Annotated in this window: 10 protein-coding genes; 1 reads left to right on the top strand and 9 read right to left on the bottom strand. The window is 58.2% G+C overall.

Annotated elements, in window-relative coordinates:
- Positions 1-443: 443 nt before the first annotated feature.
- From sucD to sdhC, 9 genes are all read right to left on the bottom strand, one after another.
- Complete coding sequence (sucD, locus tag ACZ9BE_RS05500; RefSeq protein WP_016773680.1) at positions 444-1,328, bottom strand: succinate--CoA ligase subunit alpha; 885 nt, start codon at positions 1,326-1,328, stop codon at positions 444-446.
- The gene (gene sucC, locus ACZ9BE_RS05495) at positions 1,328-2,494 is read right to left on the bottom strand and encodes an ADP-forming succinate--CoA ligase subunit beta (RefSeq protein WP_016773679.1); all 1,167 of its coding nucleotides are present in this window, start codon (positions 2,492-2,494) and stop codon (positions 1,328-1,330) included. Before sucC ends, sucD begins: the two co-directional genes overlap by 1 nt.
- 182 nt (positions 2,495-2,676) lie before the next feature.
- Positions 2,677-4,113 carry a dihydrolipoyl dehydrogenase gene (lpdA, locus tag ACZ9BE_RS05490; RefSeq protein WP_016773678.1) on the bottom strand — a complete coding sequence of 479 codons (1,437 nt, stop codon included), beginning with the start codon at positions 4,111-4,113 and terminating at the stop codon, positions 2,677-2,679.
- Positions 4,114-4,221: 108 nt separating this feature from the next.
- Positions 4,222-5,448, bottom strand: coding sequence for a 2-oxoglutarate dehydrogenase complex dihydrolipoyllysine-residue succinyltransferase (gene odhB / locus ACZ9BE_RS05485; protein WP_024012151.1), 1,227 nt, complete (start codon positions 5,446-5,448; stop codon positions 4,222-4,224).
- Between the two features lie 44 nt (positions 5,449-5,492).
- A complete protein-coding gene (locus tag ACZ9BE_RS05480) occupies positions 5,493-8,324 on the bottom strand; it encodes a 2-oxoglutarate dehydrogenase E1 component (protein ID WP_041479560.1) in 2,832 nt (943 codons plus the stop codon).
- A 251-nt stretch (positions 8,325-8,575) separates the two neighbouring features.
- Positions 8,576-9,280, bottom strand: a complete 705-nt coding sequence (locus tag ACZ9BE_RS05475; protein WP_016773675.1) for a succinate dehydrogenase iron-sulfur subunit — start codon at positions 9,278-9,280, stop codon at positions 8,576-8,578.
- Between the two features lie 11 nt (positions 9,281-9,291).
- Entirely contained in the window at positions 9,292-11,064 is a 1,773-nt protein-coding gene (sdhA, locus tag ACZ9BE_RS05470) for a succinate dehydrogenase flavoprotein subunit (protein ID WP_024012149.1), read from the bottom strand.
- Positions 11,065-11,067: 3 nt separating this feature from the next.
- Positions 11,068-11,436, bottom strand: coding sequence for a succinate dehydrogenase, hydrophobic membrane anchor protein (gene sdhD / locus ACZ9BE_RS05465; protein ID WP_008049683.1), 369 nt, complete (start codon positions 11,434-11,436; stop codon positions 11,068-11,070).
- Positions 11,430-11,804 carry a succinate dehydrogenase, cytochrome b556 subunit gene (sdhC, locus tag ACZ9BE_RS05460; protein ID WP_016773673.1) on the bottom strand — a complete coding sequence of 125 codons (375 nt, stop codon included), beginning with the start codon at positions 11,802-11,804 and terminating at the stop codon, positions 11,430-11,432. The genes sdhD and sdhC overlap by 7 nt, the downstream gene beginning before the upstream one ends.
- A gap of 363 nt (positions 11,805-12,167) precedes the next feature.
- Here sdhC and gltA point away from each other — a divergent pair, with 363 nt between their 5' ends.
- Complete coding sequence (gene gltA / locus ACZ9BE_RS05455) at positions 12,168-13,457, top strand: citrate synthase (RefSeq protein WP_003222994.1); 1,290 nt, start codon at positions 12,168-12,170, stop codon at positions 13,455-13,457.
- The last annotated feature ends 293 nt before the right edge of the window (positions 13,458-13,750 follow it).

The raw sequence follows: 13,750 nt of genomic DNA, 5'->3' as shown, positions 1-13,750 counted from the left end.
GGATTGCCCTGTTGGATTAGGGAAATGCTGTCGATCCGTATGGGACTGACCCTTAAAGCGCGTAGCTGCCTTGTGGGCGGCGGACGCAAAAATGGCGGCCAGCCTAACGAATTTGGCTGACAAACGCACTGTTAGAGGGCGAACTATCCGATACGCGACGTTTCAGTGTCGCGTTTACATATCTATTTTTCATACAGAGAACCTGTATTCATCACAACGAACCTGTGGCGAGGGGATTTATCCCCGTTGGGCTGCGCAGCAGTCCCAAAGAATCCGAGCTGGAAATGACTGACTGATCATGGTCGCTAGCATGGGGGCCGCTTCGCAGCCCAGCGGGGATAAATCCCCTCGCCACAACAGCTCTCAAAATTCTCATACGCCAGAAACGACAAAGGCCACCCGAAGGTGGCCTTTGTTGCTGGAGCTAAAAAGTCAGCCGAAGCTTACTTCTTCACTTCCCAGCCAGTCAGCTCGGCCAGGGCCTTGCCGATGTCTGCCAGCGAACGCACGGTTTTAACGCCTGCGTCTTGCAGCGCAGCGAATTTCTCGTCTGCAGTGCCTTTGCCGCCAGAGATGATTGCGCCAGCATGGCCCATGCGCTTGCCCGGAGGAGCAGTCACACCAGCGATGTAGGAAACAACCGGCTTGGTCACGTTAGCCTTGATGTAGGCAGCCGCTTCTTCTTCAGCCGAACCGCCGATCTCGCCGATCATCACGATCGCCTCGGTCTTCGGGTCTTCCTGGAACAGCTTCAGGATGTCGATGAAGTTCGAACCCGGGATCGGGTCACCGCCGATGCCGACGCAAGTCGACTGACCGAAACCGGCGTCAGTGGTCTGCTTCACAGCTTCGTAGGTCAGGGTGCCGGAACGCGAAACGATACCGACCTTGCCTGGCAAGTGAATGTGACCTGGCATGATGCCGATCTTGCATTCGCCTGGGGTGATCACGCCTGGGCAGTTAGGGCCGATCAGGACTACGCCCAGCTCGTCGCACTTAACCTTGGCGTCCAGCATGTCCAGGGTAGGAATGCCTTCGGTGATGCAGACGATCAGCTTGATGCCGCCGAATGCCGCTTCCAGGATCGAGTCCTTGCAGAACGGAGCCGGAACGTAGATCACGCTGGCGGTAGCGCCAGTGGCTGCTACTGCATCTTTGACGGTGTTGAACACTGGCAGACCCAGGTGCTCGGTGCCGCCTTTGCCCGGAGTTACGCCGCCAACCATCTTGGTGCCGTATTCGATGGCTTGCTGGGTGTGGAAACTACCTTGCGAACCGGTAATACCCTGGCAGATAACTTTGGTGTCTTTATTGATCAGGACGCTCATTATTTGCCCTCCGCAGCTTTGACAACTTGTTGAGCAGCGTCGGTCAGGCTGGTTGCAGCGATGATGTTCAAACCGCTTTCTGCCAGTACTTTAGCGCCCAGCTCAGCGTTGTTGCCTTCAAGGCGAACAACAACCGGGATTTTCACGCCGACTTCTTTCACAGCGCCGATGATGCCTTCGGCAATCATGTCGCAGCGAACGATGCCGCCGAAGATGTTGACCAGTACTGCCGCGACGTTCTGGTCGGACAGGATGATCTTGAACGCTTCAGTAACGCGTTCCTTGGTAGCGCCACCACCTACGTCGAGGAAGTTGGCCGGCTTGCCGCCATGCAGGTTGACGATATCCATGGTACCCATGGCCAGACCGGCACCGTTGACCATGCAGCCGATGTTGCCTTCCAGGGCTACGTAGTTCAGTTCGAACTTGGCAGCGTGCGCTTCGCGCGGATCGTCCTGCGACGGATCGTGGAAAGCCTTCAGCTTAGGCTGACGGTACATGGCGTTGGCGTCGATGTTGATCTTCGCGTCGAGGCAGTGCAGATCGCCGTCAGCCTTGATCACCAGCGGGTTCACTTCCAGCAGAGCCAGGTCGTGGTCTTTGAACAGCTTGGCCAGACCTACGAAGATCTTGGCGAACTGAGTGACCTGCTTGCCTTCCAGACCCAGCTGGAATGCCAGCTCGCGACCCTGGGATGGCTGAGCGCCAACCAGTGGATCGATAGTGGCCTTGAGAATTTTTTCTGGAGTGTCGTGAGCGATTTTCTCGATGTCCACGCCACCTTCGGTGGAAGCCATGAACACGATGCGACGGCTCGAACGGTCAACGACAGCGCCCAGGTACAGCTCTTTAGCGATATCAGTGCACGATTCAACCAGGATCTTGGTGACTGGCTGGCCATTGGCGTCAGTCTGGTAAGTCACCAGACGCTTGCCCAGCCACTGCTGTGCGAAGGCTTTGGCGTCTTCTTTGCTGCGAACCAGCTTTACGCCGCCCGCTTTACCGCGACCACCGGCGTGAACCTGGGCTTTGACGACCCACTCGTTGCCGCCGATTTTGTCGCAAGCTTCTGCTGCTGCTTCCGGGGTGTCTACTGCGTAACCAGTGGAAACTGGCAGGCCGTATTCAGCGAACAGCTGCTTACCCTGATACTCGTGAAGATTCATGCTTTTTACCGTCTTCGTTAGGTACTGCGCATTCGGCGCTGCGCTCGTTTGAGTGCCGCGCCACCTGTGACTGCTGCTTGCGTAGCTGGGCTACGCAAGACTGCGTCCGGCGGACATTCCGCGGTGAGTCTTGCTCGCAAGGCTCACGACGGGCCGTTGCCGCCGTGGTTTCTTATTATGTCTTAACGCTTCTTGCGGTTGGCAATGTGAATGGCGCCGCCATTCACTGCCAGAGCAGCTTCGTGCAAGGCTTCGGACAGGGTCGGATGGGAGAAAACCATCATGCCCAGGTCTTCAGCGCTGGTGCCGAATTCCATACCGATCGCGCCCTGCTGAACCAGTTCTGCAGCGCTCGGGCCAATCACGTGCACGCCCAATACGCGGTCGGTCTTGGCATCGGCGATGACCTTGACGAAACCACCGGTATCGTTGGCAGCCATGGCACGGCCGGAAGCGGCGAACGGGAAGGTGCCGACGTTGACTTCAACGCCTTCGGCCTTCAGCGCCTGCTCGGTTTTGCCAACCCACGCGATTTCCGGGTGAGTATAAATAACCGAAGGGATCAAATCATAGTTCATCTGAGCCTTGTGGCCCTTGATGCGCTCGACAACCATGATGCCTTCTTCCGAAGCCTTGTGGGCCAGCATCATGCCGCGAACCACGTCACCGATGGCGAAGACGCCCGGTACAGCTGTGACGCAATGGTCATCGACCGCGATGAAACCGCGCTCGTCGATTTCCACGCCGCAGTCGGCAGACAGCAGATCAGTGGTCACCGGACGGCGACCAACGGCTACGATCAGCTTGTCGAAAGTGATGGTCTGTTCGCCGTTGGCATCGGTGTAGTTGACGACGACTTCTTCGCCGTTGACTTTCGAACCGGTAACGCGAGCGCCCAGCTTGATGTCCAGACCCTGTTTGGTCAGGGTTTTCAGCGCTTCCTTGGAAACAGCGGTGTCCGCTGCCATCAGGAAAGTGTCCAGCGCTTCGAGCACAGTCACTTCTGCACCCAGACGCGACCACACCGAACCCAGCTCCAGACCGATCACGCCAGCGCCGATCACGCCCAGACGTTTAGGTACGGACTGGAATTCCAGAGCGCCAGTCGAATCGACGATGACTTTCTGGTCAACCGGAGCCGGTGGAATGTCGATCGGACGCGAACCTGGCGCGAGAATGACGTTTTCCGCTTCGATGACTTCAACCGAACCGTCCGGCTTGGTGACTTCGACTTTCTTGCCGGCCAGCAGCTTGCCGTGGCCCTGGATCGAAGTAACGCCGTTGGCCTTGAACAGGGTGGCAACGCCGCCGGTCAGGTTCTTGACGATGCCAGCCTTGCGGCCAACCATCGCAGCGACGTCCATTTTGACTTCGCCGGTCGAGATACCGTGAACGTTGAAGCTCTCTTTGGCTTCCTTGTATTTCCACGAGCTGTCGAGCAGCGCCTTGGAAGGAATGCAACCTACGTTCAGGCAGGTACCGCCCAGGGCTTGCTTGCCCTCTGCGTCGGTGTACTTCTCGATGCAGGCAGTGGTCAGGCCCAACTGAGCAGCCTTGATGGCCGCTACATAGCCACCAGGGCCGGCACCGATCACTACTACGTCAAATTTCTGCGACATTCAAAAAATCCTCTTTAGCAATAAAGCTACAAGCCGCAAGCTTCAAGCTGCAAGCCCACCCGCTCGCCTTGAGCTTGAGGCTTGTAGCTGAAAGCTTGCAGCTGCTTTTTAGATATCCAGCAACAGACGAGCCGGATCTTCCAGCAGGTTCTTGATGGTCACCAGGAAGGTCACAGCTTCTTTGCCATCGATCAGGCGGTGATCGTAGGACAGAGCCAGGTACATCATCGGACGGATCACGACCTGACCGTTGATGGCCATCGGACGCTGGATGATGTTGTGCATGCCCAGAATCGCTGCCTGCGGCGGGTTGACGATCGGCGTCGACATCATCGAACCGAAGGTACCACCGTTGGTGATGGTGAAGGTACCACCGGTCATCTCGTCCATCGACAGTTTGCCGTCACGGGCTTTCTTGCCAAATGTTGCGATGCCGCCTTCGATTTCAGCCAGGCTCATCAGCTCGGCGTTACGCAGAACCGGTACCACCAGGCCACGGTCGCTGGAAACGGCAACGCCGATGTCCGCATAGCCGTGATAAACGATGTCGCCGCCGTCGATCGACGCGTTGACAGCCGGGAAGCGTTTCAGCGCTTCGGTGGCCGCTTTCACGAAGAACGACATGAAGCCCAGGCGTACGCCGTTGTGGGACTTCTCGAACAGGTCCTTGTACTTCGAACGCAGCGCCATGACTTCGGTCATGTCGACTTCGTTGAACGTGGTCAGCATCGCCATGTTCGACTGGGCTTCAACCAGACGCTTGGCCACGGTGGCACGTACGCGAGTCATCGGTACGCGCTTCTCGATGCGGTCGCCGGCAGCGAACACAGGCGCAGCAGCCGAAGGAGCAGCAGCCTTGGCAGGCGCGGCAGCCGGTGCGGCTTTCTTGGCAGCAACCGCTGCTACCACGTCTTCCTTGGTCACACGACCGCCCTTGCCGGTGCCGGCAACGGAAGCGATGTTGATGCCGTTTTCTTCAGCCAGCTTGCGCGCGGCAGGAGCGGCGATCGGGTCATCTTCGCCATCGGCAGCAGCTGGTGCGGCAGCGGCAGTAGCGGCCGGAGCAGCAGCGGCGGCAGGAGCGGCAGCAGCAGCGCCGCCCTCTTCGATCGAGCCCAGGACCTGGTTCGACAGAACGGTAGCGCCCTCTTCGGCAACGATTGCGCCCAGCACGCCGTCTGCTTCAGCCAACACTTCGAGCACGACTTTGTCGGTTTCGATGTCGACGATCAGGTCGTCACGCTTGACGGCCTCACCTGGTTTCTTGTGCCAGGTGGCAACGGTGCCATCGGCAACCGATTCCGGGAATGACGGGGCTTTGATTTCGATAGCCATTATCTGTGGGTCCTTAAAATTCGGTTTCAGTCAGCGCGAAGGCGTTAAACAGTGAAAGCATCTTGCAGCAGTTTTTCCTGCTGCTCGGCGTGCATCGATGCGTAACCACAAGCTGGCGCAGCCGAAGCCTCACGGCCCGCGTACTCAAGTACGAGAGTCTTGTCGAGGTTGGCGATGCTGCGACGCAAGTGATGCTGGCTGCAGTACCAGGCACCCTGGTTCATCGGCTCTTCCTGACACCAAACGGCGTGTTTGACGTTGGTGTATGGAGCCAGGACTTCTTTCAAGTCGTCCTCAGGGAACGGATACAGCTGCTCGATACGCACGATGGCGATATCTTCGCGGCCTTCGGCACGGCGTTTTTCCAGCAGGTCGTAGTAGACCTTGCCGCTGCACAGAACCACGCGCTCGACCTTTTTCGGGTCCAGTGCATCGATTTCCGGGATCACGGTCTGGAACGAACCTTCGGCCAGATCTTCCAGCGTCGAGATGGCCAGTTTGTGGCGCAGCAGCGACTTCGGCGTCAGCACGACCAGCGGCTTGCGCAGCGGACGGATCACCTGACGACGCAGCAAGTGGTAGATCTGCGCTGGCGTGGTCGGCATGCACACCTGAATGTTGTGCTCGGCGCACAGCTGCAGGTAACGCTCAAGACGAGCCGAGCTGTGCTCAGGGCCTTGGCCTTCGTAACCGTGTGGCAGCAGCATGGTCAGACCGCAGAGACGGCCCCACTTGTGCTCGCCGCTGGTGATGAACTGGTCGATCACGACCTGAGCACCGTTGGCGAAGTCGCCGAACTGGGCTTCCCAGATCACCAGCGCGTTTGGCGTGGTGGTCGAGTAACCGTATTCGAATGCCAGTACCGCTTCTTCCGAGAGGAACGAGTCGTACAGGTCGAAACGTGGCTGACCGTCGTACAGGTTCTGCAGCGGAATGTAGGTGCCCGCGTCTTTCTGGTTGTGCAACACAGCGTGACGGTGCGAGAACGTACCGCGGCCGATGTCCTGACCAGTCATGCGAATCGGGTGACCTTCGAACGCCAGGGTCGCGTACGCCATGGTTTCGGCGTAACCCCAGTTGATCGGCAGGCCGCCGGCTTGCATCTTCTGACGGTCTTCGTAGATCTTCGCGACCTGGCGCTGAACGACGAAGCCTTCCGGAATTTCCAGCAGCTTGGCGGACAGCTCTTGCAGGGTCTTGAGATCGAAACGCGTGTCGTGACGCGCAGTCCAGGCGTGGCCCAGATACGGACGCCAGTCGACGAACAGCTCTTTGTTCGGCTCTTTGACCAGCGATTTCACTACGTGCAGACCGTTGTCCAGCGCGTTGCGGTATTCGTCGACCTTGGCCTGAACGCGTTCAGCGTCAAGCACACCGGCCTGAGTCAGGCGATCAGCGTACAGCTCACGGGTGGTGCGCTGTTTGGTGATCTGCTGATACATCAGGGGCTGGGTGCCGCTTGGTTCGTCGGCCTCGTTGTGGCCGCGACGACGGTAGCAGACCAGATCGATCACCACGTCACGCTTGAACTGCATGCGGTAGTCGATGGCCAGTTGGGTCACGAACAGCACGGCTTCCGGATCATCACCATTCACATGGAGGATCGGCGCCTGGATCATCTTGGCAACGTCGGTGGCGTACTCGGTAGAACGCGAGTCCAGCGGGTTGCTGATGGTGAAACCAACCTGGTTGTTGATCACGATGTGCACGGTACCGCCGGTCTTGAAACCGCGGGTCTGCGACATCTGGAAGGTTTCCATGACCACGCCCTGACCGGCGAATGCCGCGTCACCGTGGATGGAGATCGGCAGAACTTTCTCACCGGTCAGGTCGTTGCGACGGTCCTGACGGGCGCGCACCGAACCTTCGACCACCGGGGAAACGATTTCCAGGTGGGACGGGTTGAACGCCATGGCCAGGTGAACTTCACCGCCGGTGGTCATCACGTTGGACGAGAAGCCCTGGTGGTATTTGACGTCACCGGAACCGAGCTCGACCTTCTTCTTGCCTTCGAACTCGTCGAACAGCTCGCGCGGGTTCTTGCCGAAGGTATTGACCAGAACGTTCAGACGGCCACGGTGGGCCATGCCGATGACGACTTCCTTGGTGCCGTACGAGCCGGAACGCTGGATCAGTTCGTCGAGCATCGGAATCAGGCTTTCGCCGCCTTCCAGACCGAAACGCTTGGTGCCCGGGTATTTGGTACCGAGGTATTTTTCCAGGCCTTCACCGGCAGTCACGCGCTCAAGCAGGTGGCTCTTGATGTCGGCGGAGTACGTCGGACGGCCACGCACGCTTTCCAGACGCTGCTGGAACCACTGGCGCTGCTCGGAATCGGTGATGTGCGTGAACTCAGCGCCGATGGTGCGGCAATATGTCTGCTGCAACGCTTCGTGAATTTCGCGTAGGCTCGCTTCCTCTTTGCCGATGAACAGGTCGCCGGCACGGAAGGTCGTATCAAGATCGGCATTGGTCAAGCCGTAATGATTGATCGACAGGTCTGCAGGTGCAGGACGCTGCCACAGCCCCAGCGGGTCAAGCTGGGCTGCCTGGTGGCCACGCATACGGTAGGCCTGGATCAATCGCAGCACTTCAACTTGCTTCTTCTCGTGCTCACTGCTCACGCTGCCGGCGGAAACCGGTTGGGCGCGGCGCTGGTTCTTTGCCAGCAGCACGAAATGATCGCGAATCGTCGAGTGCGAAACATCAGTGGCAGAGTTGCCGTCGGCTGGCAACTTCTGAAAGTAGGTGCGCCACTCTTCTGGCACAGCGTTAGGGTCGTGCAGGTAGAGCTCATAAAGCTCTTCCACATAGGCAGCGTTTCCACCTGAAAGGTAGGCGCTGTTCCACATGCGCTGCATCACGCTTTCTTGCATGCTTGGTCACCCTCGGTTAGGGGAACACCATCGGTGTCGACACCGAGCAAACTTGCAGAAGTCCGAATGCAGCGACTAAAACAAGCCACCTAGGATCACACTGATAGTCCGGGTACCAGCCCGGATGCCCCTGCTTGTCTCATTTCTTCAAAAGAAGAGCTGCAGCTTATGGCTACTGCTCTGGTTATAGCCATGACGCGGGTTGAAGCCCGCGCCACAGCCTCTACGGTGCAACGGTTACAGCAGCTGAATCACACGCCGCTCGAAAGCAGCATGTTACGGATGTGACCGATGGCCTTAGTCGGGTTCAGGCCTTTCGGACATACGTTGACGCAGTTCATGATGCCCCGGCAGCGGAAAACGCTGAACGGGTCGTCAAGTGAAGCCAGACGCTCGCTGGTCTTGGTGTCGCGGCTGTCTGCCAGGAAGCGGTAGGCTTGCAGCAGCGCAGCAGGACCCAGGAACTTGTCCGGGTTCCACCAGAAGGACGGGCAAGAGGTCGAGCAGCAGGCGCACAGGATGCACTCGTACAGACCGTCGAGCTTTTCGCGCTCTTCTGGCGACTGCAGACGCTCGATGGCCGGAGCCGGCGTGTCGTTCTGCAGGTAAGGCTTCACCTTCTCGTATTGCTTGTAGAAGATGCTCATATCGACGACCAGGTCACGGATAACCGGCAAACCTGGCAGCGGACGAACGATCAGCTTGTTGCCTTTTACAACGGCAGACAGCGGCGTGATGCAGGCCAGACCGTTCTTGCCGTTGATGTTCATGCCGTCGGAGCCGCAGACGCCTTCACGGCAGGAGCGACGATAGGAGAAACCTTCGTCCTGCTCTTTGATCAGGGCCAGCACGTCCAGCACCATCAGGTCTTTACCACCGGTATCGACCTGGAAATCCTGCATGAACGGCGCAGCGTCCTGATCAGGGTTGTAGCGATAAACACTGACTTGCAACATGGCGGTCACCCTTAATAAGTCCGGACTTTAGGTTCGAAAGTCGGAACAGTCTTCGGCGAGAAGTTCACGGCACGCTTGGTGACGCGCTTGTCACCCGGGAAGTACAGGGTGTGGCACAGCCAGTTTTCGTCATCACGGTCTTCGAAGTCTTCACGGGCGTGAGCGCCGCGGGACTCTTTACGTACTTCGGCCGCGATGGCGGTAGCTTCAGCCACTTCCAGCAGGTTCTGCAGTTCCAGCGCTTCGATACGTGCAGTGTTGAACGCTTGCGACTTGTCGTTGATCTTCACGTTGGCGATACGCTTGCGCAGATCGGCCAGCTGAGCGATGCCCTTCTGCATGTATTCGCCGGTACGGAATACACCGAAGTAGTTCTGCATGCAGCTTTGCAGCTCGCGACGCAGGGTGGCAACGTCTTCACCGTCGGTACGGTTGTTCAGCGCGTTCAGACGCGACAGTGCAGCTTCGATGTCGGACTCGGTAGCGTCGTCGTATTCGATGCCATCGGTCAACGCCTTTTCCAGGTGCAGGCCGGCAGCGCGACCGAAGACCACCAGGTCGAGCAGCGAGTTGCCGCCCAGACGGTTCGCACCGTGTACCGATACGCAAGCCACTTCGCCTACCGCGAACAGGCCAGGGATGATCTGGTCCTGACCTTCGGCGTTCTGGGTGATCGCCTGGCCATGAATGTTGGTGGCAACGCCGCCCATCATGTAGTGGCAGGTCGGCACAACCGGAACCGGAGCAACGACCGGGTCAACGTGGGCGAAAGTCTTCGACAGTTCGCAGATGCCTGGCAGACGGCTGTGCAGCACTTCCTCGCCCAGGTGGTCGAGCTTGAGCATTACGTGGTCGCCATTCGGACCGCAACCGTTGCCGGCGATGATTTCCTTGACCATCGAACGGGCAACCACGTCACGACCTGCAAGGTCCTTCGCGTTCGGAGCATAACGCTCCATGAAACGCTCGCCGTGCTTGTTGATCAGGTAACCACCTTCACCACGGCAACCTTCGGTAACCAGTACACCGGCGCCGGCGATGCCGGTCGGGTGGAACTGCCACATTTCGATGTCTTGTACCGGCACGCCAGCACGCAGAGCCATGCCGACGCCGTCACCGGTGTTGATCAGGGCGTTGGTGGTGGACGCGTAGATACGGCCTGCACCGCCAGTGGCCAGAACCGTGGCCTTGGCACGAATGTAGGAGGTTTCGCCGGTTTCGATGCAGATCGCGATCACACCAACGAATTCGCCTTCCTGGTTTTTCACCAGATCAACAGCGTAGTACTCGTTGAGGAACGTAGTGCCGGCTTTCAGGTTGCCCTGATAAAGGGTGTGCAGCAGCGCGTGACCGGTACGGTCGGATGCAGCGCAGGTACGTGCAGCCTGACCGCCCTTGCCGTAATCCTTGGACTGGCCACCGAATGGACGCTGGTAGATGCGGCCTTGCTCGGTACGCGAGAACGGCAGACCCATGTGGTCCAGCTCGAAAACAGCGGCAGGGCCTTCCTGACACATGTATTCGATAGCGTCCTGGTCACCGATGTAGTCGGAACCCTTGACGGTATCGTACATGTGCCAGCGCCAGTCATCGTTCGGGTCGGCGGAAGCGATGGCGCACGTGATGCCGCCCTGTGCGGACACGGTGTGCGAACGGGTCGGGAAAACCTTGGTGATCACCGCAGTCTTGTGGCCGCCCTGTGCCAGCTGCAGCGCAGCGCGCATGCCGGCACCGCCACCACCAATAATGATGGCGTCGAAAGAAATCGTTGGAATGTTAGCCATGAATCAGATACCCCAGAGAATCTGCACACCCCAGACGAAGTAAGCGAACATCGCAACGCCGCATACTGCCTGGAAAAGGAAACGTATCGCCGTTGCGGACTTGCCGAACGCCATTGGCGTCAGGTAGTCGGTCGCGATGGTCCACATGCCGACCCAGGCGTGAGCGCCCAGAGCAACAAGGGCCAGCAGGCTGAAAATACGCATTCCGTTGTGAGCGAACAGTTCATGCCACTGGGCATACTCGAGGCCAGGGTTGGCGACGATGTATCCGATCAGAAAGATGAAGTAAGCCGCGAGAACGACCGCAGACACACGCTGTGCCATCCAGTCATAGAGGCCCGAACGCGACAGGTTAGTGACGTTAGTTACCATATCCAGACTCCTGCCAGAACGATTACCACCACGGAAACGGCGATAACGATTTTCGAGCCCAGTTTGCCGCCTTCCAGCGTCTCACCGATGCCCATGTCCATGATCAAGTGGCGCACACCGGCTACCAGGTGATACAGCAGAGCGGACAGGATGCCCCAAATCACTAGCTTGGCTAGCGGACTGGTCAGACACGCTTTCACCTGACCGAAGCCTTCCTCGGAGCTCAGCGACTTGTCCAATGCGTAAAGCATGATGGCAAGGCACACGAAGAGGATGACACCGGAGATACGGTGAAGAATGGACGTGTAAGCAGTGACTGGGAGTTTGATGGTCCTTAGGTCTAGGTTTACAGGTCGTTGGCTTTTCACGGCTTTTTTTTCACACTGAAGAGCCCCTAACAATCAGGGCAAAGTTGTTGGGGAGTGCACTGGTCAGGTAACCACCACCCAGGGATGCGACCCCCAATGAAAGCAAGCCCAAAAGCCCTTGGCGGTCGGTGGCCGAGTATAGACAGTTAGGCTACTAATGACAACGCGTTCACCTACCCCCAATAGCGGATTGCACAAGTTGCATAAAAGGCGTAAATGGCAGGCAATTTCGAGGAAAAAGTCGGCTTAAAGCCTTCTGGAGCAAGACTTTAGGCAAATTGACATTCGAATTTATCTCACTATAGTGGTGCGGGCCCTGCGTGGGGGGTCTGTCTGATGGTTCAAGCATAAATAGGAGGCCACATGGCTGACAAAAAAGCGCAGTTGATCATCGAGGGCGCAGCCCCCGTCGAGCTGCCCATTTTAACCGGCACCGTTGGTCCCGATGTAATCGATGTTCGGGGCCTGACGGCCACGGGCCGCTTCACTTTCGACCCGGGTTTCATGTCGACCGCTTCGTGCGAATCGAAAATTACCTATATCGACGGCGACAACGGCATTTTGTTGCACCGCGGCTACCCGATCGAACAGCTGGCTGAAAAGTCGGACTACCTGGAAACCTGCTACCTGCTGCTCAACGGCGAATTGCCGACCGCAGAACAGAAGGCCCAGTTCGTCAGCACCGTGAAGAACCACACCATGGTTCACGAGCAGCTGAAAACCTTCTTCAACGGTTTCCGTCGCGACGCCCACCCGATGGCCGTCATGTGCGGTGTAGTCGGCGCCCTCTCGGCCTTCTACCACGACTCCCTGGACATCAATAACCCGCAGCATCGCGAAATTTCCGCGATCCGTCTGGTTGCGAAGATGCCGACCCTGGCAGCGATGGTTTACAAGTACTCCATGGGCCAACCCATGATGTACCCGCGCAACGATCTGACTTACGCGGAAAACTTCCTGCACATGATGTTCAACACCCCGTGCGAGATCAAACCGATCAGCCCGGTACTCGCCAAGGCCATGGACCGGATCTTCATCCTCCACGCCGACCACGAGCAGAACGCTTCGACCTCCACCGTGCGTCTGGCCGGCTCTTCGGGTGCCAACCCGTTCGCCTGCATCGCTGCCGGTATCGCCGCACTGTGGGGTCCTGCCCACGGCGGTGCGAACGAAGCCGTGCTGACCATGCTCGACGAGATTGGCGATGTGTCGAACATCGACAAGTTCATCGCCAAAGCCAAGGACAAGAACGATCCGTTCAAGTTGATGGGCTTCGGTCACCGCGTCTACAAGAACCGCGACCCTCGCGCGACTGTCATGAAGCAGACCTGCGACGAAGTGCTGAAGGAACTGGGCATCAACAACGATCCGCAACTCGAACTGGCCATGCGCCTGGAAGAGATCGCGTTGACCGACCCGTACTTCATCGAGCGCTCGCTGTACCCGAACGTCGACTTCTACTCGGGGATCATCCTCAAGGCGATCGGCATTCCAACCAGCATGTTCACGGTGATTTTCGCCCTGGCGCGTACTGTGGGCTGGATTTCGCACTGGAAAGAAATGCTTTCGAGCCCGTACAAGATTGGCCGTCCGCGCCAGCTGTACACCGGTTACGAGTCGCGTGACATTACCAAGCTGGAAGATCGCAAATAAGGGTTTTTCTTTTTTGTGATGGTTTAGTGGTGTGTCAGGAACGGCCTCTTATATAGAGGCCGTTTTTGTTTGTGGTTTCAGCGGCCTTCGGGCCGACTGGTTCTTGGATTTTGGGGGCATATCCGTTGCTGCGGGTGCTGCCGCTGGCGGTTTCGCTCTTACAGCGAGTCACCTTTTCCAAACGCCAAAAAGGTAACCCAAAAGGCTTTGCCCCGGCGTACGGCCCGCTCGCTGGGGCTCGGGGTACCTTCGTTACGGGACCGATCCGGGCGCAGCGGCTCCGGTTGGCTTCG

The sequence above is a fragment of the Pseudomonas sp. TE9122 genome, from assembly GCF_056278925.1.
Note: the sequence above shows the minus strand (reverse complement) of the source record. Positions and strands in the feature narration are given on the sequence as shown.